This window comes from Actinoplanes sp. CA-142083, assembly GCF_050942195.1.
Taxonomy (GTDB): Bacteria; Actinomycetota; Actinomycetes; order Mycobacteriales; family Micromonosporaceae; genus Actinoplanes.
In genome coordinates this window covers 2,590,370-2,615,916 of record NZ_CP192076.1, presented here as the reverse complement: position 1 = coordinate 2,615,916, position 25,547 = coordinate 2,590,370, and the positions used below count along the sequence as shown (strand labels likewise).

Sequence of the window (25,547 nt, the reverse complement as noted above, 5' to 3'; positions counted from 1 at the left end):
GATCTTTGTGGGCCGTGCCGATCAGCGTCTGGTCAAGACCCTCGATCGGGAGAACCGATGCCTGCTGCCGTACGCGCGCGACCGTGGCATGACCCGGTCGTCGCCGGTCTGGGTGTCTGGTGGCTCGCCACCACGCTGTGGTTCCTGGCCGGCGGGGCCGGCGCCCGCACCCAGGTGCTGGTCACCTGGCTGTCGCTGCCGCCCCTCGACATCGCGCTGTTCCTGCTGGCCCGCCGGGCCGGGCGGGCCGCCACCGAGGCGCCCGAGCGCCGCTTCTGGCGGGCCATGGCCGCGGCCGCCGCGATCTTCGCGGCCGGCGACCTGAGCCAGATCGCGCTCACTCTCGCGCGGGGCACGCCGGGCACCCTCACCCCGATAGCCGCGCAGTCGGCGGCCGCGGTGGCCGGCACGCTGGTCGTCGTGGCGGTGGCCCTCGCCTACCCGATCGGCGCCGTCTCCGGCGCGTCCCGGCTGCGCTTCGCGCTCGACGCGGCGACCGTGCTGAGCGCGGCCGGCGTGCTCTCCTGGTGCCTGCTGTCCCGGCCCGCCCTGGCCATGGCCGGGCCGGCGGCGTTCGCCACCGCGATGTCCGGCTTCGCCGTGCTCATGCTGGGCGTCTTCGTGGCGATGCGGCTGGGCCGCTCGGGGCACAGCCCGCTGCACGGCTCGGCGGCGGCCGCGATGATCGGCGGCGCCCTGATCCAGAGCCTCACGAGCATGATCATCCCGTCCGGCGTCCGGGACGACCTGGTCTCGGTGCAGGCCGTCCTGATCCTGCTGCCCTGCTTCCTGATCGCGGCGGCCGCGCGCCTGCAGGAGAAGAACCCCCGGATCCGCCGGCAGACCGGGCGGCGACGGCGATTCAGCATTTTTCCGTACGCGGCCACCGCCATCGTCTTCGGCGTGCTCGTCGACGCGCTGCACGAGGGCAGCGTCGCGCGCCGCTGGGTAGCGGTGACCGGCCTGTTCATCAGCTTCGTGCTGGTGGCGGTGCGGCAGTCGCTGGCGCTGCGGGACAACAACCGGCTGCTGGACCGCCTGGACGGCCAGCGCAACCGGCTGGAGTCGCTGCTGCGGCACTCCTCGGACATCACCTCGATCTGCGACGCCGAGGGCAAGCTCCGCTACGTCACCCCGGCCGTGCTCCCGGTGCTCGGCCACCGGCCCGAGGACCTCGACGGCTTCCCGCTGGTGGAGTTCATCCACGAGGACGACCGGCACGAGCTGCGGAGCCGGCTCGGGGTGCTGTACAGCGGGCCCGGAGCGCAGATCAGCTACCAGGCGCGCTTCCAGCACGCCGACGGCTCGTACCGCTGGATCGAGGTGGTCGCCATGAACCTGCTCGACGAGGCCGGCGTCCACGGCATCGTCAGCAACGCCCGCGACATCACCGAGGCGCGCGCCGCCCACGACCTACTGGAGCACCAGGCCACCCACGACGCGCTCACCGGGCTGGCCAACCGGCGCCTGCTCACCGACCGGATGCGGGAGCTGCGCGGCGACGAGGCCGCGATGTTGCTGATCGACCTGGACGGGTTCAAGCCGATCAACGACACGTACGGGCACGCGGCCGGCGACGAGGTGCTGCTGCACGTGGCCGAGGCGCTGCGCGGCTGCAGCGGCGACGGGCTGCCGGCCCGGCTGGGCGGCGACGAGTTCGCCGTGCTGCTGCCGGGCACGGACCTGGCCGGGGCCGAGCGGGTGGCCGCCCGGTTCCGGGAGGCGCTGCGGACGCCGGCCCCGATCGCGGGCCGCCGGGTCGTCGTGCGGGCCAGCGTGGGCTGCGCCGCCGGGCCGGTCGACGACGCCCTGCTGCACCGGGCCGACGCTCAGATGTACGAGCTCAAGCGAGCCGGCTGAGCAGCGGCAGACTCTTGCTGACCACGCCGGTGACGCCGAGCCGCTCGGCGCGGGCGAGGTCGGCGGCGGTGTCGACCGGCCAGGCCAGCACCAGGTCGGTGGCGCGGTGCAGCTCGGCCACGATCGGGACGGTGAGCAGCCGCAGCCGGATCGAGACGCCGTCGGCCCGCTGACCGCGCAGGCGGGCCCGCAACCGGGCGAGCTGGAGCCGGTTGGCGGCGGAGAGGATCCGCCGCACCTCCGGGTCGCCGGCGAACGCGTCCAGCATCGCCCACTGCTTGGTGCAGACCGCCACCGGCGGGCCGCCGCGCAGCGCCGCCGCGACCCGGGACGCGACCTCGAGCGAGCGGCCCTTGAGATCCAGCATCAGGCGCGGGTCGTCGCCGGCGGCCGCCAGGATCTCGGCCAGGTGCGGCACGACCGCGCCCCGGCGGGCCCGCCCGTGGCGTACCTCCAGAGCGTCCCGCCGCAGGTTGACGTCCAACTCGACCAGGTCGACGCCGGCCGCGAGGGCGGCCCTCAGGCCGGCGACGGAGTTACCGGCCCGATGAGCCACCGCAAGCATGCGATCAAGTCTGCTCCGCGGCGGTCAGCGGCGTCGCGATGTCCTCCAGGCTGCGCCGTTCGGCCTTCACGCCCAGGATCGCCTCCACCAGCCCGCCGGCGATCATCACGATCGCGCCGATCACGAAGGCGAGCACCGTGTCGCCCACCTTGCCCGTCCCGACCAGGTCGGAGAAGAGCAGCGGACCGGTGACGCCGCCGACCGCCGTGCCGATCGCGTAGAAGAACGCGATCGCCAGCGCCCGCGTCTCCATCGGGAAGATCTCGCTGACCGTCAGGTAGGCCGAGGACGCGCCGGCCGAGGCGAAGAACAGCACCACGCACCAGCAGGCCGTCATGGTGGTCGCGTTCAGCGAGCCCTGGTTGAACAGCCACGCGGTCCCGAGCAGGAGGACGCCGGACATCACGTACGTCCCGGTGATCATGATCTTGCGGCCGACCGTGTCGAAGAGCGGCGCCAGCAGGAGCGGTCCCGCCAGGTTCCCGACCGCGATCACCGCGAAGTAGTAGCCGGTGTTGCCGGACGGCACGTGGAAGAACGTCTGCAGGATCTGCGCGTACCCGAAGGTGATCGCGTTGTAGAGGAACGCCTGCCCGATGAACAGCGCGAAGCCGAGGGTCGCCCGCTTCGGATACTTGGTGACCAGGGTCTTCGCGATCGTGGCGAAGCCGATCGACTTGCGCTGGTGGATCTCGATGGTCCGGTCCACCGGATCGAGAGTGACGTGATCCTCGCGCTCGACCTCCTCCTCGACCCCCTTGACGAGGGCCTCGGCCTCCTCGGCGCGGCCGTGGATGAACAGCCAGCGCGGGCTCTCCGGCACGTGCCGGCGGACCAGCAGGATCACCAGCCCGAGCACCACGCCCATCCCGAAGGCCACCCGCCAGCCCCAGCTCACCGGGAGCTGGGTCAGGATCGGCACGGTCAGCAGCGCGCCGAACGCCGCGCCCAGCCAGTAGCTGCCGTTGATCATCAGGTCGATGCGGCCGCGGTGCTTGGCCGGGATGAGCTCGTCGATGGCCGAGTTGATCGCCGCGTACTCGCCGCCGATGCCGGCGCCGGTGACGAACCGGAACAGGAAGAACCACCACGGGTCGAACGAGAGCGCGGTCATCGCGGTGCCGAACAGGTAGACGGCGAGCGTGACCATGAACAGCTTCTTGCGGCCGTACCGGTCGGTCAGCCAGCCGAAGAACAGCGCGCCGCAGCACGCGCCCAGCACGTAGATCGCCGCGCCGAAGCCGGTGACCTGGCTCTGCGTGATGTCGAGGCCGCTGCCGGGCTCGGAGAGCCGGCCGGAGAGGTTGCCGACGATCGTCACCTCGAGGCCGTCGAGCACCCACACCGTGCCGAGACCGATGACGATCATCCAGTGCCATCGCGCCCACGGCAGCCGGTCGAGCCGGGCCGGGACGTCGGTGCGGATCGTTGCAAGGGACATGAGATCGCGTGTGCCCTCTTTTGAGGGGTCGCAATCATCGACCACTATGGCCTGATGATCGATTCGACGTACGACGTCATCGTGGTCGGGGCCCGCTGCGCCGGGTCGCCGCTCGCGATGCTGCTCGCCCGCCGCGGATACCGGACGCTGCTGGTGGACCGGGCGACCTTTCCGAGCGACACCGTCTCGACCCACGTCATCCACCCGCCGGGCGTCGCCGCGCTGCAGCGCTGGGGCCTGCTCGACCAGGTCACCGCGACCGGCTGCCCGCCGGTCGGGCGCTACTCCTTTGACTTCGGTCCGGTCACGCTCGCCGGGGCGCCGGGCACGAGCGATTCACCGTACGCGTACGCGCCGCGCCGCACGTTCCTCGACAAAATCCTGCTGGACGCCGCGGGGGCGGCCGGCGCCGAGATCCGCGAGGACTTCGTGGTCGAGGAGGTGCTCGTCGAGGACGGCAAGGTGACCGGGATCCGCGGCGCCGGCGGGGTGACCGAGCGGGCCCGCGTGGTGGTCGGCGCGGACGGCCGCAACTCGGTGGTGGCCAAGGCGGTGGGGGCCGCGGCGTACGAGGACGTGCCGCCGCTGACCGTCGGCTACTACTCGTACTGGAGCAACCTGCCGACCGACACGTTCGAGGCGTACAGCCGGCCGGGCCGCGGCTGGGCCGTGTGCCCGACCAACGACGACCTGACGCTGGTCATCGGCGGCTGGCCGCACGCCGAGCTCGTCGAGCACCGGGACAACGTGGAGGAGACGCTGATGGCGGCCTTCGCGTCCGCTCCCGCGTTCCTCGAGCGCATCCGCGGCGCCAAGCGGGAGGAGAAGCTGGTCGGCTCGTCGGTGCCAAACTACTTCCGGGTGCCGTTCGGCGAGGGCTGGGCGCTGGTCGGCGACGCCGGCTACAGCCGCGACTTCATCACCGCGCAGGGCATCACCGACGCGTTCCTGGACGCCGAGGAGCTCGCGCAGTCGCTGGACGAGACGCTGAGCGGCCGGGTGCCGTACGCCCAGGCCCTGGGCGACTACCAGACCCGGCGCGACGCCCGGGCGATGCCGGTCTATCAGATGACGCTGGGCATCGCGTCGCTGCAGCCGCCGGACGAGCAGATGATCGGGCTGGTCTCGGGGATCGCCGGCAAGCAGCCGGCGATGGACGCGTTCGCCCGGCTCAACTCCGGGGTGACGTCGCCGGCCGAGTTCTTCGCGCCCGAGAACGTCGGCCGGCTGCTGGCCTCATAGCAGCGTCCGGATCTCCGCCGCGAAGCCCTGCGGGTCGGTCAGGTGCAGCATGGAACCCGACCGGCCCACGCTTCGCAGCACCGCGTCCTCGATCCCCTGCTGGTCCTCGTCGAAGGTCAGCACGCACCGCGTCGCGTACGCGTCGGCGAACGCCATGGCGAGAGCCGCCGACGCGCCGTGACCCACCACGATCGGCGCGCGCAGCAGCCCGAGCCCGGTCACCAGGCGGTCGAGGTCACGGGCGAGTCGCTCGGGCGGGCAGTCGGCGCGGGCCGGGCTCAGGCCGTGCCCCGGCAGGTCGGGCGCGACCACGGTGCAGCTCGCCACGGCGATCAGGTCGGCGGCGAGCGTCCACCACACCGTGCGGTCGTGCGGATCGTCGTGCAGCAGCAGGACCGGCCGGCCGAATTCTCCCCAACGGTCGTAGACGATCATGCTTTTCGGGCTACCGGTGACGTGGGTGGAGCGGAGGGGGCGCATACACTCATCAACTTCCTGGGCGGGAGGTTGGCGACGGCTATACCCCCAGATCGAGCCGTTGAAGCAGCACAGTTGCCACGTCCACCACCTCGACGTTCTCCTGTTCGCCCTTGCTGGTGACACCGTCGCCGATCATCGTCGAGCAGAACGGGCAGCCGACCGCGATGGTCTTGGCGCCGGTGGCGAGGGCTTCCTCGGTGCGCTCGATGTTGATGCGCTTGCCGATCTTCTCCTCCATCCACATCCGGGCGCCGCCCGCGCCGCAGCAGAACGACCGCTCCCGGTGGCGCGGCATCTCCTGGATGTCGCCCAGCAGCTCCCGCGGCGCGTCGAAGATCCGGTTGTGCCGGCCCAGGTAGCAGGGGTCGTGGTACGTCAGCTCGCCCTCGATCTGCTTGACCGGGGTGAGCTTGCCGGTGGCGACCAGATGGGCGAGCAGCTGGGTGTGGTGCACGACCTCGACCTTCAGGCCGAGCTGCTCGTACTCGTTGCCCAGGGTGTTGAAGCAGTGCGGGCAGGTCGCGACGATCTTCTTGACGTTCGCTTCCCGCAGGGTCTCCACGTTCTGCTGGGCGAGCATCTGGAAGACGAACTCGTTGCCGATCCGGCGCGCCGGGTCGCCGGTGCAGGTCTCCCCTTCGCCGAGGATCGCGTAGTCGACGCCGGCCTCGTGCAGAAGTCTCGCCACGGCGCGGGTGGTCTTCTTGGCGCGGTCCTCGAAGGCGCCGGCGCAGCCGACCCAGAACAGGTACTCGAAGTCACCCTCGGCCGCGTTCTTGATCTCGAAGTCGAGGCCCTTGGTCCAGTCCTCCCGGGTGCTCTGCGGGGCACCCCACGGATTGCCCTTGTTTTCCAGGTTGCGCAGCATCACGCCGGCCTCGCTGGGGAACGAAGACTCGATCAGTACCTGGTAGCGGCGCATGTCGACGATGTGGTCGACGTGCTCGATGTCGACCGGGCACTGCTCGACGCAGGCGCCGCAAGTGGTGCACGACCAGAGCACGTCCGGGTCGATGATGTCCCCGATCAACGGCTGGTCCTTCTCCGCCATGGCCAGCACGTCGAACGCGTGATCCCGCAGCGACAGCACCATCAGCTTGGGCGAGAGGGGCTTGGCGGTGTTCCACGCCGGGCACTGCGACTGGCACCGGCCGCACTCCGTACAGGTGGCGAAGTCGAGCAGGCCCTTCCAGGTGAACTGGTCGATGGCGCCGACCCCGAACCGGTCCTTGTCGGGGTCGGCCTCCTCGAAGTCGAGCGGCTTGCCTCCGCTCATCATCGGCCGGAGCGCGCCCAGCGCATCACGCTTGAAGAAGATGTTGAAGAACGCCAGGAAACGGTGCCAGGCCACGCCCATCGTCGGGTTCAGCCCGATGGTGATCAGCCAGCCCATCGAGATCAGCAGCTTGACCAACGCGACCCAGGTCGGGCCGTCACCCGCCTTCGGCAGGATCGAGCCCACCGCGTGCGACAGCGGCGTCGCCCAGGCCGGAAACTCGAAGGTGTCGTTGGCTACCTTGAAACCCCGGATCAAAAACCCGCAGACGAGTACGCCGAGGATGACGCCCTCGACGAAATAGGCCTGCCACATCGTCGAGCCCAGGAACCGCCCGCCCTTGGCGCGCTGGCGCACCACGATCAGATAGAGGATGCCGGCCAGGCCGAGGACGCCGAGCCACTCCGTCACCAGCCCGTAGACCACCCAGTGCCCGATGACCGGCAGCCCGCCGGCGGGATCCACCACCTCGAAGTACGCCTCGAGCACCAGCAGCGACAGCACCAGGAACGAGACCATCACGAACCAGTGCGCCGCGCCGATCACGGACCACTTGAGCATCCGGGTGTGGCCGAGCGTCTCGCGCAGCATGATCTTCGCCCGTGCCGCCGGACGCACGAAGCGGGAAGGGTCGGGCTGACCCCGGACGATCACCGAGACGATCGTCCGGACCGCCCGCACCGCCAGCACGACGGCCGTGATCGTGACGGCGCCGGCCAGCACGGTGGCGACGATCTGCGCAATGCCCATGTGGTGCCCTTCAGACGAGGTGGTCGGCGAAGTCGCGGAGCTGGGCCAGGTCGGCGCACTCGACCACCCGCTCGCAGTACGGCGCGTAGAGGTGGATCGCCGAGTCGCCGGTGTCCCAGTTGACCTGGCGTTCCGGGTTGAGCCAGAAGACGTGGGCGACCCGCCGGGCGAGCACCCGCAGCCGGTCCTCCTGCGCGGCCCGGTAGTTGTTCCGCCCGTCGCCCAGGATCAGCACGGTCGCGGTGCCGGTCAGGGTCGTGGGCGCGTACCGCTTGTCGAACGTCTCCAGCGCGTGGCCGTAGTCCGAGCGCCCGTCCAGCCAGATCAGCCGCGGATCGGCGGTGATCGTCGCGAACGCCTGCTCGGCGGTCACGCTGTTCGCCAGCACGTCGGTGACCTCGACCAGGTCGTCGATGAACGCGAAGGTGCGGATCCGGCGGAACTGCAGGCGCATCGCGTACAGCAGTTGGAGGGTGAAGCGCGCGAACGTCGCCACCGAGCCGGAGACGTCGGCGATCACGACGAGCTCGGGCTTGGGCTTGGCCGGCGGCTTGAACTTCAGCTGCACCGGGGTGCCGCCGGTGGACAGCGCGGAGCGGATCGTGCGGCGGAAGTCGAGCCGGCCCGGGCGGCCGAGGCGCTTCTGCCGGGCCAGGCGCAGGCCGAGCTTGCGGACCAGCGGTTCGATCCCCCGGCGCATCGCGGCGATCTCGGCGCTCGACGCGTTCATGAAGCCGATCGCGTCGTGCAGCGGCGGACGGACCAGGCGCGTGACCGCCTCGGCGCCGCGGTCGGCGACCAGGCGGCGGCGGATCTCCAGTTCGACCGTCGCCTGGACGTACGCGATGGTGGCCTCGACCTGGTCGCGCCGCAACCGGCCCGCCAGGGTCTTGTCGTCGCCGGGCACCAGATTTTCCAGGTCGAGCCGGCGCAGGACCCGGAACAGGTAGGCGCGGCCGGCCACCGGACGACCGGGCTCCATCTCGGCGTAGCGGTCGACCGCGGCCTCGCTGATCCGGCGCAGCACCGGGCGGTTGCCGGCCAGCACGGCGTCGTGCAGCACCCCGGTGAGCTCGTCGTCACTCAGGCCGGCGAAAGCGTCGGTGCCCGCCCGCAGGGAGCGCACGTCGCCGAAGAACAGGTCGAAGACGACGTCGAACGCCTCCAGGTGCTCGCTGCGTTTGATCATCGTGGCGCGCAGCGCGACACGCAGGTCGTCCCGCTCCCGCAGCGGGATCGTCCGGGCCGCCTCGACCGCGTCGGTGAGCTCGGACATCGAGATCGGGATCTCGACACGGCGCAGCTCGTTTGCGAAGCTGGATATTGTGTCCAACAACTCTACATCCCGTCTTCCTAATGGACCGGCCGTGCTTTTAGTGCACGGCTTCGGCTCCTCGTTCGCGAACGACTGGCGGCGCAACGGCTGGGTCGACGTGCTGGCCGATCTCGGACGCACCGTCGTCGGCCGCGACCTGCTCGGTCACGCGGGCCCGGCGCCGGGCGGCTACGAGGGTCTCGAGGAGCACGCCTTCTCGTCGGCCGCCGGCCTCGTGCCGGTCGACGCCATCGGCTTCTCGATGGGCGGCCTGATCCTGCTGCGCCTGGCCGCCGACGACCCGTCCCGGTTCCGCCGGCTGGTCATCCTCGGCGTGGGCGACACGGTCACCGGGCTCGCCGAACCGGACCCGGCCCGCCCGCTGCCCGACGTCATGGGCACGCTCGACGGCACGGCCACCGCGGCCGATCCGGCGTCCGAGGTCTTCCGGCGCCTGGTGTCGGCGCCCCGGGCCGACCGCGGCGCGCTGGCCGGCGTGCTGCGCCGGCCCCAGCGGCCGCTCACGCCGGTCGACCTGAGCCGGATCACCAATCCCACGCTGCTCGTCATCGGCGAGGACGACTTCGCCGGGCCGGCGACCCGGCTCGCCGAGCGGCTCCCGGACGCCTCGCTGGTGGTGCTGCCGCGCACCGATCATTTCGCCACGCCCTCCTCGATGAAGGCGATGAACGCGGCTTTGGCGTTCATCGAGCAAAGCTAAGCGCCGAGGAGCTCCTTGCGGGCGACCTCGATGTCGCTCTGGTACTTGAGCAGCACCTGCAGCGTGCCGTCGACGGCGGCGTCGTCGAGCTCCTCGACGCCGAGCACGCACAGGGTGCGGCACCAGTCGAGCGTCTCGGAGATCGACGGCACCTTCCGCAGGTCCAGCCGGCGCAGGCTGCGCAGGATCGCGGCGGCCTGGTCGACCAGGTGCGGCAGCAGATCGGGCACCGCCGACCGGACGATCTCGGCCTCCCGCTCGGGCGTCGGGTAGTCGAGGTAGAGGAAGAGGCAGCGGCGCTTGAGCGCGTCGGACAGGTCGCGGCTGTTGTTCGAGGTCAGGAACACCGCCGGCCGCTGTGCGGCGCGCATCGTGCCGAGCTCGGGGATCGAGACCTGGAACTCGGCGAGCACCTCGAGCAGCAGCGCCTCGGTGTCGACGTCGAGCCGGTCGACCTCGTCGATCAGCAGCGCCACCGGGTCGCTCGCCCGGATCGCCTCCAGCAGCGGGCGCTCGATCAGGTACGACTCGCCGAAGACGCCCTCGACCGACCCGCCCTGGATGCCGAGCAGCTGCTTGCGATAGTCCCATTCGTACAGCGCCCGGGCCTCGTCGAGGCCCTCGTAGCACTGCAGGCGGATCAGGCGCCGGCCGGTCACCTCGGCGAAGCTCTTGGCCAGCTGCGTCTTGCCGGTGCCGGCCGGGCCCTCGACGAGCAGCGGCCGGCCGAGCCGCTCGGCGAGCAGCACCGTCGCGGCGGTGGTGGGGTCGGCCAGATAGCCCACTTTGCGCAGGCTCGCCGCGACGTCCTCTTTGCTCTCGCCGATCTCCATGACGCCTCCCGCCGGGCCGACCTTCAATTCATCGAAGCATGCACTAGACACACTGTCAATCGAATGGTTGGACCGTCGGAACTCGGGTCAGAGCCCGCCCGGCGTCGTGATCGTCAGCAGCTCGGCCGCCACGGCGCCGGGGTTCCCGACCGTGATGATCTGTTCGCTGCGGCAGGTCAGCGTGTCGCCGGTGTGCAGCACCCGGTTGCCGTCGACCATGCCGACCGATACCGACTCGCGCTGCACGTACAGGCAGACGGTCCCGCGGTAGTACTTCGGGTCGTAGAAGCCCTGCACCTTCGACCGCGGCGGCAGCACCGAGCGCAGCACGTTCACCTCGCGCTGCCCGCGCGGGGTGAGCAGCTCGAAGGAGATCTGCTCGAGCGGCCACGCCATGGTCCGCCGCTCATGCCGGCGGACCACATAGTGGTCGGGGGCGTCGGCCGAGTTGCTGGAGTCGACCAATTCGACCAGCGAGATGCCGAGCGCGCCGGCCACGCGCAGTAGCGTCTGGAACGACGGATTGCCGATGCCGCGCTCGATCTGGCTGAGCAGCCCGGCGCTGACCCCGGAGCGCTCGGCCAGCGTCTCCAGGCTGTACCGGTCGCCCCGCGCGGCCCGCAGAATCCGGCCGAGCCGGGTCATTTCGGTGGCGAAGGTCTGCGCGGAGACGGTCAGCGCGTCATCCTCGGCTGCCTCGGTCATCGCGGAACCTCCCCGGTCGGCCCTCACGGCTTCGCCCATCTCATCCTCCACCCGTCGCGGACGGTGATGGGAGTACAGAACACCGGTTCGGCGCTGTTTGTAAACGCCCGGAAACCTTCTTGACACAGTGTCTAGCCAGTTCTAGATTCCTCAATCAATTGAAGCCTAGACACTATGTCGTCTCACTGGATACACGCTCACCTATCTGGACTGGTGAGCTATCTGAATGGTGGGGAAGTCATGGCGCAATCACCCCTCGAACCCGTTCCGGCACCTCCATCGGTCGTCCTCGACCACCTGGCGATCGCCGTGACCTCCTGGACCGACCCGAAGGACGTGCTCGTCGACGCGCTCGGCGGCCGCTGGCGGTACGGCATCCGCACGCCGGCCTTCAACGCGTGCCAGCTGGCCTACGGCAACGACACCCGGATCGAGCTGCTCACCGAGCCCGACCGGGGCGGCTCGTTCGTCGGCAAGTTCCTCGCCACCGGGCCCAACCGCCCGCACCACATCACCTTCAAGACCGACAACCTGCGGGCGGTCCTGCGCGACGTGCACGCGTTCGGGATCGAGCCGGTCCTGGTGTCGCTGGACAACCCGGGCTGGCACGAGGGCTTCCTGCACCCGCGGGACACCGGCCTCGGCGTGCTCGTCCAGGTCGCGCAGGGCGACGGGGACCCGACCAAGGGGTCCGGCCGGGACCTGCTGCTCCCCCGCCCGTGGGACGGGGAGCCCGGCGGCGAGCCGTCCGCCCTGTCGTACCTCGTGGTCCGGGTGCGCGATCTCGATCGGGCCGCGCGGCTGTTCTGCGAGGTGCTGCGGGCCGAACGGCTGATCGTCACCGACGACCTGGTCCGGCTGCGCTGGCCGTCCGGGGCGCACCTGCTGCTGCTCCGCGAGACGGCCTATGACGACGGCACGGGGAACCGCCTCGGCGTGCGGGGCATCGCCGTCGAGGCCCCCGCGCCCGCCGCCCTTCCGATCACACCGGCCGGCATGGGCTGGTCCAAGACCGACGTCGTGCCCGCCCTGGGCGTGAGCCTGCTCTTCAACTGAGCCGAACAGGAGACGTTATGGAATTCGAACTCGACGACGACCAGCGCGCCTGGCGCGAGGAGGTACGCGACTTCCTCGCCGAGAACTTCTCGCCGGAGCTGCTGACGCTGCGCAAGGAGCGCGGCTACGAGTCCAACGACGGCGTCCTGGTCGACTTCCGCCGCAAGGTCGGCGAGAAGGGCTGGTTCGGGCTCAACTGGCCCAAGGAGTACGGCGGCCTCGCGCTCGGCCCGATCTACCAGCACATCCTGGTCAACGAGTTCGAGTACTGGGGTGCGCCCGGGCCGGACCTGACCGTCACCTCGGTGGCGCCGATGATCATGCGCAACGGCACCGAGACCAACAAGCAGGAGTGGCTGCCGCCGATCGCCCGCGGCGAGATCACCTGCGCCGTCGGGTACTCCGAGCCCAACGCCGGCACCGACCTCGCCAGCCTCCGCACCAAGGCCGAGCTGGACGGCGACGAGTGGGTCATCAACGGCCAGAAGATCTGGAACAGCCAGGCGCACGTCGCCAGCCACGAGTGGCTCTGCGTGCGTACCGATCCGGAGGCGCCCAAGCACCGGGGCATCTCGGTGATCATGGTGCCGATCGACACCCCCGGCATCGAGATCCGCCCGCTGATCACCTGGGACGGCTTCCGCACCAACGAGACCTTCTTCACCGACGTACGCGTGCCGCGCACCAACCTGATCGGCGAGGTGAACCGCGGCTGGCAGTACATCACCGGCGCCCTAGACCTCGAGCGCGGCGCCCTGACCAACGCCGGCGACCTCCGCCGCGCGGTCGACGAGATCATCGAGGCGGCCCGGGTGGTCCGCTCGGACGGGACGCGGCCGATGGACAACCCCGACGTCCGCCGCCGGATCGCCCAGCTCGAGGCGGACGTCGACGTCGCGGTGCTGATGGGCATGGAGGCTTCGTCGCTGCTGGAGACGGGCGGCATCCCGACGGTCGCGGTGACCGCCGAGAAGATCTTCTCCTCCGAGTTGCGGCAGCGCATCGCCGATCTCGGCACCCAGATGCTCGGCATGGACGGCGTGCTCAGCGGCTCCGATCCGTTCGCGGTTCCCGGCGGCGGCTTCGAAAAGCTCTACCGCAGCGCTCCCCTGCTGCGCTTCGGCGGCGGCGCCAACGAGGTGCTGCGCGACGTCATCGCCCAACGCGGACACGGCATGCCCGGCTACGGGCGCTGAATCGAAAGGCATTTGAGCATGCGACTGACCTTCACCGAGGAACAGCAGGAACTTTCGACGATGCTCCGGCACCTGTTCACCGACGCGTGCCCGCCGGCCCTGGTCCGGAAGATGAAGGAGCCCGAGTCCGACGGCATCCCCGCCGACCTCTGGAAGACCCTCGCCAAGGCGGGCGTCTTCGGCATCGCGGTCGACGACCAGTACGGCGGCGAGGGGGCCGGCCTGTTCGAGCTGGGCCTGGTCTTCGCCGAGGCGGGCCGGGCGCTGTGCCCGACCGCCGTCTACGACACCCTCCAGTTCGCGGTGGCCCTGGCCAAGCTGGGCTCGGAGGAGCAGCGCTCCGCCTATCTGCCCCGCCTGGTCAGCGGCGACCTGCGGGCCACCGCCGCGGTGGGCAACCCGTCCGACGCCGCCGACCTGCGCCCGGGCCTGGTCGCCCAGCGCACCGCGGGCGGGTGGTCGCTGAGCGGGACGCTGATGTTCGTCGGCAACGGCGCCACCGCCGAGACGATCCTGGTCACCGCCCGCGCCTCGGCCTTCCCCCAGCCCGAGCGCACGATCGGCGTCCTGCTCGACCCTGCGCGCGACGGCGTCGAGGTGACCCCGCTGGCCAGCTTCGCCGGCGACAAGCAGGCCCGCGTCGAGCTGCACGACTACCCGGCGACCGACGCCGAGGTGATCGACCGCCTGTCCACCGACGACCTGGCCTGGGTGGCCAACGCGTTCGTGGCCCTGCAGTGCATGGAGATGGTCGGCGGCGCGACCGCGGTGCTCGAGCGCACGGTCGACTACGTCAAGGTGCGCGAGCAGTTCAAGCGGCCGATCGCGAGCTTCCAGGCGGCCCAGCACCACGTCGCCAACATGCGCATCGCGATCGAGGGCGCGCGGCTGTCGGCGGCCCAGGCGGTGTGGTGGCTCGGGCAGGGCGACGTGGCCCGGCGGGCGACGGCCATCGCCAAGATGCACAGCAGCGAGGCGTACAAGTGGACCACGCTGAACGCCCACCAGCTGCACGGCGGCATGGGCTACGTCCGCGAGACCGACCTGCACCTGTGGTCGGAGCGGGCGAAGGTCACCGAGATCAAGGGCGGCACCGCCGACGTCGCGGCCGGCTGGCTGCAGCGCGAGCTCGGCCTGGCGCGGTAGGCGGATCGAGATGACGTCCACTCCTTCGCGCGCGGACACCCGGCGGCAGGTCTTCACCGGCCTGCGCGTCGTCGACCTCTCCCGGTGGGTCGCGGGCGAGTTCGCCACCAAGCTGTTCGCCGACTTCGGCGCCGACGTCGTCAAGATCGAGAAGCCGGGTGCGGGCAGCCACAGCCGCCACTGGGCCCTCGTACCCGGCGAGACGCCCGACCCCGAGGCGAACCCCCTGTTCCTCCACCTGAACACCAACAAGCGCTCGATCGCCGCGGACCTGCGCAGTGACGAGGGCCTGAGCCTGGTCAAGCGGCTCCTCGAGCGGGCCGACGCAGTTGTCGAGTCGTTCCGGCCCGGCCACCTCGAACGGCTCGGGCTCGGCCCGGACGAGCTGCGCGAGGCGAACCCCCGGCTGGTGGTCACCCGGATCTCGCCATTCGGCCAGTCCGGGCCGTACCGCGACCGGGAGGCGACCGGCATCGTGCTGCAGGCGGCCGGCGGCCCGATGAACGCGACCGGCGACGCCCACCGCGCGCCGCAGCGCAAGCCCGGCCTGCTCGAGCAGTACACGATCGGCCGCACCGCCGGCGAGGCCACGCTGGCCGCGCTGTACCACGCCCGGCGCACCGGCCGGGGCGCGACCATCGACGTCTCGGGGCAGGAAGTCCTGCTCTCCAGCGCCGACCGGCGGGCGTCCTATCTGCTGACGGCCGAGTACTCCGGGGTGAACGCGCCGCGCGGCGTCCGCAGTGCGCACCGCGGGGCGGCCACCTTCACCGGGCCGTTCCGGGCCGCCGACGGGTTCGTGATGATCTACATAACGAACCAGGAGTTCTGGAACCGGCTGATCCGGCTGATCGGCGCGGGCGACGAGCCGTTCCTGGGAAAGTTCCTGAACCGCCCGCAGCTGGGCGACGACTGGGACGAGTTCATGGACTACCTCAAGGCCTGGTTCGCGGCCCGTCCCAAGATCCAGATCATGACGGACGCGGAGGCGGCGCGGATCCCGTGCACCGCGTTCCTGGAGATGGACGAGCTCTTCGTCCACCCGCACTTCCGCGAGCGGGGCGCGTTCGTGACCGCCGAGCACCCGGTTGCCGGGCCGCTGGACTACCTCGGCGCGCCCTGGCGGATGCGCGACGGCTTCGAGATCCGGCACACGGCGCCCCGGCTCGGCGAGCACACCGCCGAGGTCACCGCCGAACTGGAGATGAGCGTGGTGCAGCCATGACCGACAGGAACCTTCCCCTCGACGGAATCCGCGTCGTCGACCTGACCGTGGTGTGGTCGGGGCCGGGCGCGACGGCCCTGCTCGGCGACCTCGGCGCGGAGGTGATCCGGATCGAGGGCAACAACCGCGTCAGCCGGCAGGCCTCCGCGCGGACCACGAACGCGGCGGTGGCGAGCGCGGGGTGGAGCCGCAACACCTATCCGGACGGGAAGCCGGAGCCCCGGCCGTACGATCGGACCGCTCTTTTCAATTGGCACTCGCGCAACAAACTCGCGGCCTGCATGAACCTCGAGACCCCCGAGGGGCACGAGGCCGCGCTGAAGCTCATCGCGATCAGCGACGTGCTGGTGGAGAACAACACCAACGGCGTCCTGGAGAAGCTCGGGCTCGGCCACGACCGCCTGCTCGAGCTCAACCCGCGGCTGATCGTCGCGCGGATGCCGCCGATGGGCATGACCGGCCCGATGAGCAACTACCTCGGGTACGGCCCGAACTTCAACTCGCTCGTCGGCATCGCCGCGATGGACGGGTACGAGGGCGAGCCGCCGGACAGCGCGGGCGAGAACTACCACATGGACGAGTCGGCGCCGGCCGGCCTCGCCTTCGCCGTGCTGGCCGCCCTGTGGGACCGCGAGGCCACCGGCCGGGGCGGGCTGATCGAGTTCGCCCAGGCCGAGAACGTCATGCAGGACATCGGCGAGTTCTTCCTCGACTACCAGATCAACGACCGGATGCCCGCGGTGCTCGGCAACACCGATCCGGGCCTGCTGCAGGACGCATTCCGGACCGTCGAGGACGACCGATGGATCGTGGTCTCGATCCGTGACGATCGGGACTGGGCGGCGCTGGCCGGGGTGGTCGGCGACGCGGCCTGGCTGCAGCTGGGCCGGACCGCCGAGGGCCGGCGGGCGAACTCGCGGGCGATCCGCGACGCGATCGCCGACTGGTGCGCGCCGCAGTCGTCGGACGACGTGGTCCGGCTACTGGCGGCGGCCGGGGTGCCGGCCGGCGAGGTGATGAGCGAACTGCGCCTGCTGGCCGACCCCCATCTGGCCGAGCGGGAGTGGTTCAAGGCACGCTCGCACCCGTCGGTCGGCACCTACCGCTACCCGGGACACCCGTGGCGGGCCGACGGCTTCGACCTCGCGTTCGGCCGTCCCGTGCCCGGGTTCGGCGAGGACAACGAATACGTCTACAAAACCCTTCTCGGGTACGGCGACGCGCAGTACGACGATCTCGTCCGCCGCCACCTCGTCACGGATGAGCAGTTCGCATGAGCGCCCCGATGCTGGACGTCCAGGACGTCGAGTTGCGCTTCGGCGGCGTGCGGGCCCTGGCCGGGCTCAGCTTCCAGGTGGAACGCGGCCAGTTGTGCGCGGTGGTCGGGCCCAACGGCGCCGGCAAGAGCAGCCTCTTCAACTGCGTCGGCGGGCTCTACCGGCCGCAGGCGGGGCGGATCCTCGTCGACGGCGTGGACGTGCGCAACAAGCGGCCGCACGCGGTCGCGCGGCTGGGCGTCGGGCGCACGTTCCAGAACCTCGCCCTGTTCCCGCGCCAGACAGTGCTGGAGAACGTCCTGCTCGGCGGCTACAACCGGCACACCACCGGGCTGGTCAGCTGCGCCACCCACGGGTTCGGGCAGCGCGGCAAGGAGCGCCGGCTGCGCGAGGAGGCGTTCGACATCCTCGAGCATCTCGAACTGGAGCAGTACGAGCACGTGACGGCGTCGAGCCTGTCGTTCGGCATCCTCAAGCGGGTCGAGCTGGCCCGGGCGCTGATGTCGCACCCGCGGCTGCTGCTGCTCGACGAGCCGGCCGCCGGGCTCAGCCACGGGCTGGTCGCCGAGTTCGGCGGCTACATCGCCCGGGTGCGCGAGCAGTTCGACGTCACGATCGTGCTGGTCGAGCACCACATGGGCCTGGTGATGTCGATCTCCGACCACATCGTGGTGCTCAACCTCGGCACGGTCCTGGCCACCGGCACCCCCGCCGAGGTCTCGAAAAACCCCGCAGTCATCGAGGCATACCTGGGGGTGTCGGCATGACCGCCTGCACCGAGCGGCACCCAGCGGCACATGCGGACGGCCTCGCAGGCGAGGGCCAGAAGGGCATGCCAGAGGAGGGCACAGCATGACGATGGCGATGCTGGAGGCGACCGGTCTCTCGGCGGGGTACGGCCCGATCTCCGTACTGGAAAACCTGGAGATCCACGTCGACGAGGGTGAGATCGTCGTGGTCCTCGGCGCCAACGGCGCCGGAAAGACCACCACCTTGCGGGCGCTGAGCGGGTTGATCGGCAGCAAGGGACGCGTACGGTTCGGCGGGGCCGACATCAGCCGCAGCAAGCCCGACGCGCGGGCGAAACTGGGGCTGGGCCACATCCCCGAGGGCCGCGGCACGTTCCCGTTCCTCTCGGTCGAGGACAACCTGCGCATCGGCGGCCACCTGCTGAAGGGTCGCCGCGAGCGGCACGCCTTCGAGACCTGGTTCGAGCTGTTCCCGATCCTGGCCGAGCGCCGCAAGCAGGCGGCCGGCAGCCTCAGCGGCGGCGAGCAGCAGATGCTCGCGGTCGCCCGGGCGCTGATGAACCGTCCCAGGATGCTGCTGCTCGACGAGCCCTCGATGGGCCTGGCGCCGATGGTGACCGCCAGCCTGTTCCAGAAGATCGAGGCGATCAACAAGCAGTTCGGGACCTCGATGCTGATCGTCGAGCAGAACGCCAACCTGTCCCTCAAGATCGCCAACCGCGGCTATGTGCTCGAGTCCGGTCGCGTGGTGCTGCACGGCAAGGCCGCCGACCTGCTCGACGACGACGGCATCCGCCGCGCCTACCTGGGGAGCTGACGATGACCCTGCTCATCCAACGCCTCATCGACGGGGTGCAGAGCGGCGTGCTGTACGGGTCGATCGCGCTCGCGCTCGTCCTGGTCTACCGCGCGACCGGCCTGCTCAACTTCGCCACCGGCGAGATCGCGATGTTCTGCACCTTCATCATCTGGGAGCTCGCCGGCGGCGGGCTCGGCTTCCCCATCGTGGTGGCCATCATCGGCGGCATGATCTTCGGCTTCGTGTTCGGGGCCGGGCTGGAACGGTTCGTGATCCGGCCGTTCGAGAAGGCCGACCACCTGAGACAGTCGATGGTCACGATGGGCCTGTTCCTCGGCATCAACGCCCTGGCCGGCTGGCTGTTCACCCTCGACGTGCAGCGGCTGGAATCGCCGTTCCCGGCCGGCCGGTGGCACCTCGGCGGCGTCTCGATCTCGTACCACAAGCTCGGCTCGATCGTCCTGCTCATCCTGGTGGCGGCCGGCCTGCGCCTGCTGTTCGCCCGCACCCGGATCGGCCTGGCGATGACCGGCGCCGCGATGAATCCGACCTCGGCGCAGCTGCTCGGCGTCAACCCGTCGCGGATGCTCGCGTTCGGCTGGGGCCTGTCCGCCGCGCTCGGCGCCCTGGTCGGCGCGATGGTCGCCCCCGACCTGTTCCTGAGCACCAACATGATGCAAACCCTGCTGCTGTACGGCATGGCGGCCGCGGTGCTCGGCGGGATGGACAGCTACGTCGGCGCCCTGGTCGGCGGCGTGGCGCTCGGCGTCATCCAGGCCCTCGCCGGCGGCTACATCTCGTTCATCGGCACGCAGCTGCAGCTCGCGGTGGCCTTCGCCGCGATCATCATCGTCCTGCTCGTCAAGCCCGAGGGCCTGTTCGGAAAGCGGCAGGTGGAACGCGTATGAACACCACAATCGCGCGGCGGGCCGCCGTTCCCGCCGCCTGGCTCGTCCTGCTGGCCGTCGCCGCGTACCTCCCGTTCGGGGTCGGCGGTCCCACGCTGGTCAACCTCCAGCAGGTGATCTACACGGCGATCGGCGTCATGAGCCTCAACCTGCTGTCCGGGCTGGCCGGGCAGGTCTCCATCGGACAGAGCGCCTACATCGGGCTCGCCGCCTACACCACCGCCCTGCTGGTGCAGCACGCCGGCTGGTCGTACTGGGCGGCGCTGCCGGCCGCGGTGTTCCTCGCCTTCGTCCTGGGCGCGCTCACCGGCCTGCCGGCGTTGCGGATCACCGGCATCCGGCTGGCGCTCACCACTCTGGCGATCGCCATCATCTTCCCCACCATCCCGGTCAAGTTCTCCGAGCTGACCGGCGGCACGCCGGGCATGAACGTCGACCCGCTCACCGCCCCCGCCTCGTGGGGCATCACCAGCGTCGCCTTCGACTACTGGGTGCTGCTCGCCGGCCTGGTGGTCATCTGGGTGATCGTGCGCAACGTGCTCGACAGCCGCATCGGGCGCTCGCTCATCGCCGTACGGGATCATCAAATCGCCGCACACACAGTGGGCATCAATGTCAGCGTGACCAAGGTCCTGGTCTTCGGCGGCAGCGCCGCGCTCTGCGGCGTGGCCGGCTGGATGTTCGTGGTCACCAACCAGTTCGTCGCTCCCGGCGACTTCTCCGTGCTGCTCGCCATCTACCTGCTCGCGGGCATGGCGATCGGTGGCGCGGGCACGCTGATCGGCCCCATCTTCGGCGGGCTGTTCATCGTGTACGCGCCGCAGACGATCAGCGCGGTGGGTGCGAGCCCGCTGCTGACGCCGCTGATCTACGGCGTCGTGCTGATCCTCATCCTGCTGGTGCTGCCGCAGGGGCTCGGTGGCCTGCTCGCCAAGCTGGCCGCCCGGATCCGGGGCCCTTTGCCACCTACCCGGGTTCGCTCCGCTCCCGTTTCCGAGTTGCCTGCCAAAGAGCTCGTCTAAATTCCACCATTTCCTCTTAAACCCGTCGGCGTCGCCGGTGGGACGGCCTTCCACACCCGTTTTCAGGAAGGACTTGATCATGAAAAGGTTGCACTTTCTCTCGGTCGCGGCCTGTTTGGCGCTGGTGACCAGCGGCTGCGGCGGCGGGGCGGTCTCGCAGAGCGCGGCCGGCGGGGGCTCCGGCTCGGACAAGACCACGTATCTGACCAAGACCTGCACCGGCTACCAGCCGACCGTCGGCGTCACCGACGACACCATCAAGATCGGCTACAGCGGCGCGCTCGGCGGCCCGTTCGCCACGGTCGGCGTCGGCCTGTGGGGCATGCTCGGCTACTTCGACATGGTCAACGCCGAGGGCGGCATCCAGGGCGCCGACGGCAAGAAGCGCAAGGTCGAGGTCGTCTACAAGGACGACCAGTACCAGGTCGCGACGACCAAGGCCAACGTGCAGAAGCTGGTCGACGACGACAAGGTCTTCGCGCTGCTGGGCATCGTCGGGTCCTCGGCCAACCAGGCCATCCGCCCGATCGTGAACAACGGCTGCGTCCCCGACATGTTCGCCACCGCCGGCGCTCCCGAGCTCGGCGACCCGAGCTACCCGTGGGCGATCAACGGACCGGTCTCGGTCTACTCGGGCGAGGGCCTGACCTACGCCAACTACCTCAAGGAGCACTCGCCGAACGCGACCGTCGCGATCATGTCGCAGAACGACGACTACGGAAAGGCCGAGGTCGGCTCGTTCAAGGACGGCATCGCCGGCAGCCAGGTGAAGATCGCCAAGGAGGTGACCTTCGAGACCACCGACGCCGACCTGTCCGGCCAGGTCACCACCCTCGCGGCCACGAAGGCGGACGTGGTCATCGTGATCGCGCTCGGCGCCCAGATGCTGCAGTCGATCAACCTGATCTCCGGCCACCCCGAGTGGAAGCCGCAGATCATCGCCGCGCCGATCGCCGTGTCCCAGCTGTCCCAGCTCAACCCGGGCGCCGGCGACGGGCTGCTCACCGGCAGCAGCATCAACGTCGACGACCCCAAGCTGGAGAGCGACCCCAAGGTGGCGACGTTCCGCAAGTGGGTGCAGCCGCAGTTCTCCAAGAACAACGTGAAGCTGCCGGTATCGGCCGGCGTGGGCGGCTGGAACGAGGCGGCGCTGTTCGCCCAGTCGGTCACCAACGCGCCGGCGGTGACCCGCGCCGATGTGATGGACGCGGCGCACAACCTCAAGCCGGATCTCTCCAAGATCATCTTTATCGACGGGCTCACCCTGCAGACCACCCCGGACGACCCCTACCTCGTCGAGGGGATGGTCATCGGCAAGTGGGATTCCAAGGCCAAGGCGCTGTCCACGGTCGACACGATCGACCTCAACGGGCAGGTCAAGTTCAAGTCCTACAAGTAAGGGGTTTGTTGTGACCCAGGTACAGGAAGAACCACTGATCGGGGACGACGCCCGGGCCTTCATCGGCAAGGTCACCCACGAAAACTCGGGCATCGTCGTGAAGAAGGAGTTCCAGCGCTGGGCGGCCGCGGTCAAGGACCGCAACCCGCTGTACTTCGACGCCGACTACGCCCGGGCCGCCGGCTACCGGGACGTGATCGCCCCGCCGCTGTACTTCCAGTACGTCGTGCTCGGCGTGGCCGACCTCGACAAGCTCCGCCCCGACGGCATCCCCGGCGGCACCGGCTCCGGCGACATCCCGCTGCCCAAGTGCCCGCGCCGGATGGCCGGCGGCGAGGACATCACGTTCTACGAGCCGCTCTACGACGGCGACGTCATCACCGCCGTTCGCACGGTCACCGACATCCAGGAGAAGAAGGGCCGGTCCGGTTCCTTCGTCCTGGTCACGTCGACGACCACGTACACCCGGCAGGACGGGACGGTGGTCGCCGTCAACAAGGCCTCGATGATCGCCCGCCCGTAACTTCTCGAAAGGTCGCCATGAGCTCGCAGATCTTCTTCGACGACGTGCAGGAGGGGGATCAGATCCCCACCCTCACGATCACGTCGGACCCGACGCAGATGTTCTTCTTCAGCGCCGCCACCTACAACGGCCACCGCATCCACTACGACCGCACCTGGGCGCGGGACGTCGAGGGCTACCCCGACATCCTCGTGCACGGCCCGTTGCAGGCGGCGCTGCTGGCCCGCGCTCTCACCGACTGGATCGGGCCGGGTGGGCGGCTGGTCCGCTACTCGATCCAGAACCGGGCCAGCGCGTACCCGGGCGAGGAGCTCCGGTTCGTCGGCACGGTCACCGGCCGGCGGGAGGAGAACGGCCAGACCCTGGTGGATCTGTCCATCCACGGCGAGAAGGGCGAGGCCGAGATCCTGATGCCGGGGACCGCGACCGTGGCCCTGCCTCGGAGGCCGGCGTGACGGGGCCGGGGCTTCGGGGCGAGGCGGCGATCGTCGGCTTCGTGGAGCTTCCCCCGGAACGCAAGCCGACCCGGCCGCAGCTGTTCACCATCGAGCAGTACGCGAAGCTGGCCAAGGCGGCGCTGGACGACGCCGGGCTGGACGGGTCGTCGATCGACGGGCTGGTCACCCACGGCATCGCCGAGTCCGACATGTTCGCCCCGGCGACGCTGTCGGAGTACCTCGGGATCCCGATCAACTACGGCGAAGTCGTCGACCTCGGCGGGGCCACGTCAGCCGGCATGGTCTGGCGGGCGGCGGCCGCGATCGAGCTGGGGCTGTGCGAGGCGGTGCTGGTCATCGTGCCCGGCGCGTACAACCTGCCGGCGTCCGCGAAACGGGCGCCCAAGGAGTTCGGCTACTTCGGGGCCTCGAGCAACAACTTCGGGTCACCGCAGGCGGAGTTCGAGATCCCGTACGGGAACCTCGGGCAGAACGCGCCGTACGCGCAGATCGCGCGCCGGTACGCGGCCGAGTTCGGCTACGACCCCCGCGCCGTCGCGAAGATCGCGGCCGACCAGCGCACGAACGCGTGCGCGACGCCGGACGCGGTCTTCTACGGCAAGCCGATCACGATCGACGACGTCCTCGCCAGCCCGATGATCGCGGACCCGCTGCACCGCCTGGAGATCGTGATGCCGTGCATGGGCGGCGCCGGCGTGATCGTGGCCCGCTCGGACGTCGCCCGGCGTTCTCGTCACCGGCCCGTGTGGGTCAAGGGATTCGGCGAGCACATCGCCTTCAAGACGCCGACGTACGCGGAGGACCTGCTGCGCTCGCCGATCTCGAAGGCGGCCGACAAGGCGTTCGGGATGGCCGGCCTGCAGCGGTCCGACATGGACATGGCGTCCATCTATGACTGCTACACGATCACCGTGCTGATGAGCGTGGAGGACGCCGGGTTCTGCGAGAAGGGCAAGGGGATGGAGTTCATGGCCTCCCACGACCTGACCTTCTCCGGCGACTTCCCGCTCAACACCGCCGGCGGGCAGCTGTCGTTCGGGCAGGCCGGCATGGCCGGGGGCATGCACCACGTGGTCGACGGCGCCCGGCAGATCATGGGCCGGGCCGGGGACGCGCAGGTGCGCGACTGCAACCGCGCTTTCGTATCGGGCAACGGCGGGATCATGAGCGAGCAGGTGGCGCTCGTCCTGCAGGGCGATTGAGGAGCCGTACATGGACAAGCCGATGCCGGAGCCGACTCCGGTGACCCAGCCGTTCTGGGACGGGCTGCGGGAACACAAGCTGCGCATCCAGTACTCGCCGTCGGCGCAGCAGTACGTTTTCTATCCCCGGGTGCTGGCCCCGCGGACGCTGGCCGACGACCTGGAGTGGCGGGAGGTGTCGGGCGAGGCCACGCTCTACACCTTCACGGTGGCGGACCGTCCGACCGCGCCGCCCTGGCAGGACGCGGTGCCGCAGCTGCTGGCCGTCGTGGAGCTGGCCGAGGGGCCACGGCTGACGACCGAGATGGTCGGCGTCGACCCGTCGTCACTTCAGGTCGGCATGCCGGTCAAGCCCGTGTTCGAGGACCATCCCGAGATAACGCTCTTGAAGTACACGGTCTGAGGTGAGGCCCGGCGGATCTCCGCCGGGCCTCTTCTCATTTCTGGAGCGCTTTCCGGAGCGCTTCCGTGCGCTCGGCGGCCATCCGGTCGGAGATCGCCGTGCCCACGCCGGCGCCCGACGAGCCGTGGAACGTTCCCGGGAAGTGGTGCAGCTCGGTGGGCACGCCCGCTTGCATGAGCCGCTGGGCGTACTCGATGCCCTCGTCGCGCAGCGGGTCGAACTCGCACGTGACCACGTACGCCGGGGGCAGCCCGCTCAGGTCGGTGGCCCGCGACGGCGCCGCGTACGGCGAGGTGTCGCCGTTGTGGCCGGGCCCGAGGTACGCCTCCCAGCTGAGGATCGCGTTGGGGTGGTGCCACAGCGGGGTGTCGGTGAACTGCTTCATCGACGGCGTGCTGAGCCGGTCGTCCACCTCGGGGATGTCGAGCAGCTGGAAGCAGAGCGCCGGCCCGCCACGGTCCCGCGCCATCAGGGCGACGGCGGCGGCCAGTCCCCCGCCCGCGCTGAGCCCGCCCACCGCCAGGCGGCTCGCGTCGATGCCGAGCTCGGCGGCGTTCTCCGCGGTCCATTTCAGCGCCGCATAGCAGTCCTCCACGGGCGCCGGGAAGGGATGCTCGGGGGCGAGGCGGTACTCGACGGAGACGACGACCGCGCCGGCGCCCTCGGCGAGGCCGGTCGCGAGCGGCATGTCGCCCTCGACGTCGCCGAGGACGAAGCCGCCGCCGTGGATCCACAGCAGGCCGGGCCTCCCTTTTAGGTCCCCTCGCGGTCGGATGACGGTGACCTCGACGTCGGGATCGCCGGGCGGGCCGGGGATCGAGCGCTTACTGATGTCGAGCGAGGCGGGCGGCTCGAAGGCCGGCATCTGCTCGCCCATCTGGAGCATCTGGGCGCGCGCGGCGGCCAGATCGCTGATGTCGAGCGCCGGTAGCACCTCGACGATGGCGGCCAACTCTGGATCGTATGAGTATCCCATGGACTAAGCGTAGTTTCGCT

Annotated in this window: 25 protein-coding genes; 17 read left to right on the top strand and 8 right to left on the bottom strand. The window is 70.3% G+C overall.

The window, feature by feature from the left end:
- Positions 1-57 precede the first annotated feature (57 nt).
- Positions 58-1,860, top strand: a complete 1,803-nt coding sequence (locus ACQPZX_RS12375; RefSeq protein ID WP_433378820.1) for a diguanylate cyclase — start codon at positions 58-60, stop codon at positions 1,858-1,860.
- Here ACQPZX_RS12375 and ACQPZX_RS12370 read toward each other — a convergent pair.
- Both ACQPZX_RS12370 and ACQPZX_RS12365 read right to left on the bottom strand, forming a co-directional pair.
- Positions 1,844-2,425 carry a glycerophosphodiester phosphodiesterase gene (locus ACQPZX_RS12370; protein ID WP_433378817.1) on the bottom strand — a complete coding sequence of 194 codons (582 nt, stop codon included), beginning with the start codon at positions 2,423-2,425 and terminating at the stop codon, positions 1,844-1,846. The genes ACQPZX_RS12375 and ACQPZX_RS12370 overlap by 17 nt on opposite strands.
- A gap of 4 nt (positions 2,426-2,429) precedes the next feature.
- Complete coding sequence (locus tag ACQPZX_RS12365) at positions 2,430-3,866, bottom strand: MFS transporter (RefSeq protein ID WP_433378814.1); 1,437 nt, start codon at positions 3,864-3,866, stop codon at positions 2,430-2,432.
- A gap of 54 nt (positions 3,867-3,920) precedes the next feature.
- Between ACQPZX_RS12365 and ACQPZX_RS12360 the strand changes: the two genes are divergently transcribed.
- Positions 3,921-5,108 carry an FAD-dependent oxidoreductase gene (locus ACQPZX_RS12360; protein ID WP_433378812.1) on the top strand — a complete coding sequence of 396 codons (1,188 nt, stop codon included), beginning with the start codon at positions 3,921-3,923 and terminating at the stop codon, positions 5,106-5,108.
- Here the strand turns inward: ACQPZX_RS12360 and ACQPZX_RS12355 are convergent.
- From ACQPZX_RS12355 to ACQPZX_RS12345, 3 genes are all read right to left on the bottom strand, one after another.
- Positions 5,103-5,543 (bottom strand): alpha/beta fold hydrolase, encoded by a 441-nt coding sequence (locus tag ACQPZX_RS12355; RefSeq protein ID WP_433378809.1) that lies wholly within the window; start codon positions 5,541-5,543, stop codon positions 5,103-5,105. The genes ACQPZX_RS12360 and ACQPZX_RS12355 overlap by 6 nt on opposite strands.
- Before the next feature lie 82 nt (positions 5,544-5,625).
- Positions 5,626-7,614, bottom strand: coding sequence for a (Fe-S)-binding protein (locus tag ACQPZX_RS12350; RefSeq protein ID WP_433378806.1), 1,989 nt, complete (start codon positions 7,612-7,614; stop codon positions 5,626-5,628).
- Between the two features lie 10 nt (positions 7,615-7,624).
- The gene (locus tag ACQPZX_RS12345; protein ID WP_433378803.1) at positions 7,625-8,950 is read right to left on the bottom strand and encodes a vWA domain-containing protein; all 1,326 of its coding nucleotides are present in this window, start codon (positions 8,948-8,950) and stop codon (positions 7,625-7,627) included.
- 31 nt (positions 8,951-8,981) lie between these two features.
- On the opposite strand from ACQPZX_RS12345, the gene ACQPZX_RS12340 reads away from it, so the two are divergent.
- Positions 8,982-9,650, top strand: a complete 669-nt coding sequence (locus tag ACQPZX_RS12340; RefSeq protein ID WP_433378800.1) for an alpha/beta fold hydrolase — start codon at positions 8,982-8,984, stop codon at positions 9,648-9,650.
- On the opposite strand, the gene ACQPZX_RS12335 is transcribed toward ACQPZX_RS12340, so the two are convergent.
- Both ACQPZX_RS12335 and ACQPZX_RS12330 read right to left on the bottom strand, forming a co-directional pair.
- On the bottom strand, positions 9,647-10,483 hold the full coding sequence (locus ACQPZX_RS12335) for an AAA family ATPase (RefSeq protein WP_433378797.1): 837 nt from the start codon (positions 10,481-10,483) through the stop codon (positions 9,647-9,649). The two genes, ACQPZX_RS12340 and ACQPZX_RS12335, sit on opposite strands and share 4 nt — an antisense overlap.
- A gap of 87 nt (positions 10,484-10,570) precedes the next feature.
- Positions 10,571-11,188 (bottom strand): helix-turn-helix domain-containing protein, encoded by a 618-nt coding sequence (locus ACQPZX_RS12330; RefSeq protein ID WP_433378794.1) that lies wholly within the window; start codon positions 11,186-11,188, stop codon positions 10,571-10,573.
- A gap of 240 nt (positions 11,189-11,428) precedes the next feature.
- Here ACQPZX_RS12330 and ACQPZX_RS12325 point away from each other — a divergent pair, with 240 nt between their 5' ends.
- From ACQPZX_RS12325 to ACQPZX_RS12260, 14 genes are all read left to right on the top strand, one after another.
- The gene (locus tag ACQPZX_RS12325) at positions 11,429-12,244 is read left to right on the top strand and encodes a VOC family protein (protein WP_433378791.1); all 816 of its coding nucleotides are present in this window, start codon (positions 11,429-11,431) and stop codon (positions 12,242-12,244) included.
- A 17-nt stretch (positions 12,245-12,261) separates the two neighbouring features.
- The gene (locus tag ACQPZX_RS12320) at positions 12,262-13,440 is read left to right on the top strand and encodes an acyl-CoA dehydrogenase family protein (RefSeq protein ID WP_433378788.1); all 1,179 of its coding nucleotides are present in this window, start codon (positions 12,262-12,264) and stop codon (positions 13,438-13,440) included.
- Between the two features lie 18 nt (positions 13,441-13,458).
- Positions 13,459-14,586: an acyl-CoA dehydrogenase family protein gene (locus ACQPZX_RS12315; protein WP_433378785.1), complete on the top strand. Its 1,128-nt coding sequence runs from the start codon at positions 13,459-13,461 to the stop codon at positions 14,584-14,586.
- A 10-nt stretch (positions 14,587-14,596) separates the two neighbouring features.
- On the top strand, positions 14,597-15,811 hold the full coding sequence (locus ACQPZX_RS12310; protein ID WP_433378782.1) for a CaiB/BaiF CoA transferase family protein: 1,215 nt from the start codon (positions 14,597-14,599) through the stop codon (positions 15,809-15,811).
- Positions 15,808-17,088 carry a CaiB/BaiF CoA transferase family protein gene (locus ACQPZX_RS12305; protein ID WP_433378779.1) on the top strand — a complete coding sequence of 427 codons (1,281 nt, stop codon included), beginning with the start codon at positions 15,808-15,810 and terminating at the stop codon, positions 17,086-17,088. Before ACQPZX_RS12310 ends, ACQPZX_RS12305 begins: the two co-directional genes overlap by 4 nt.
- Positions 17,085-17,855 carry an ABC transporter ATP-binding protein gene (locus ACQPZX_RS12300; RefSeq protein WP_433378776.1) on the top strand — a complete coding sequence of 257 codons (771 nt, stop codon included), beginning with the start codon at positions 17,085-17,087 and terminating at the stop codon, positions 17,853-17,855. Before ACQPZX_RS12305 ends, ACQPZX_RS12300 begins: the two co-directional genes overlap by 4 nt.
- A gap of 91 nt (positions 17,856-17,946) precedes the next feature.
- Entirely contained in the window at positions 17,947-18,654 is a 708-nt protein-coding gene (locus ACQPZX_RS12295) for an ABC transporter ATP-binding protein (protein WP_433385205.1), read from the top strand.
- 2 nt (positions 18,655-18,656) lie between these two features.
- Positions 18,657-19,544, top strand: coding sequence for a branched-chain amino acid ABC transporter permease (locus tag ACQPZX_RS12290; protein ID WP_433378773.1), 888 nt, complete (start codon positions 18,657-18,659; stop codon positions 19,542-19,544).
- Positions 19,541-20,566: a branched-chain amino acid ABC transporter permease gene (locus tag ACQPZX_RS12285; protein WP_433378770.1), complete on the top strand. Its 1,026-nt coding sequence runs from the start codon at positions 19,541-19,543 to the stop codon at positions 20,564-20,566. The genes ACQPZX_RS12290 and ACQPZX_RS12285 overlap by 4 nt, the downstream gene beginning before the upstream one ends.
- Positions 20,567-20,645: 79 nt before the next feature.
- Positions 20,646-21,965: an ABC transporter substrate-binding protein gene (locus tag ACQPZX_RS12280; protein ID WP_433378767.1), complete on the top strand. Its 1,320-nt coding sequence runs from the start codon at positions 20,646-20,648 to the stop codon at positions 21,963-21,965.
- A gap of 10 nt (positions 21,966-21,975) precedes the next feature.
- Entirely contained in the window at positions 21,976-22,488 is a 513-nt protein-coding gene (locus tag ACQPZX_RS12275) for an FAS1-like dehydratase domain-containing protein (RefSeq protein WP_433378764.1), read from the top strand.
- 17 nt (positions 22,489-22,505) lie between these two features.
- A complete protein-coding gene (locus ACQPZX_RS12270; RefSeq protein WP_433378762.1) occupies positions 22,506-22,943 on the top strand; it encodes a MaoC/PaaZ C-terminal domain-containing protein in 438 nt (145 codons plus the stop codon).
- On the top strand, positions 22,940-24,148 hold the full coding sequence (locus ACQPZX_RS12265; protein ID WP_433378759.1) for a thiolase family protein: 1,209 nt from the start codon (positions 22,940-22,942) through the stop codon (positions 24,146-24,148). The genes ACQPZX_RS12270 and ACQPZX_RS12265 overlap by 4 nt, the downstream gene beginning before the upstream one ends.
- Before the next feature lie 10 nt (positions 24,149-24,158).
- On the top strand, positions 24,159-24,551 hold the full coding sequence (locus tag ACQPZX_RS12260) for a Zn-ribbon domain-containing OB-fold protein (protein WP_433378756.1): 393 nt from the start codon (positions 24,159-24,161) through the stop codon (positions 24,549-24,551).
- A 34-nt stretch (positions 24,552-24,585) separates the two neighbouring features.
- On the opposite strand, the gene ACQPZX_RS12255 is transcribed toward ACQPZX_RS12260, so the two are convergent.
- A complete protein-coding gene (locus tag ACQPZX_RS12255; protein ID WP_433378753.1) occupies positions 24,586-25,527 on the bottom strand; it encodes an alpha/beta hydrolase in 942 nt (313 codons plus the stop codon).
- Positions 25,528-25,547: the final 20 nt, after the last annotated feature.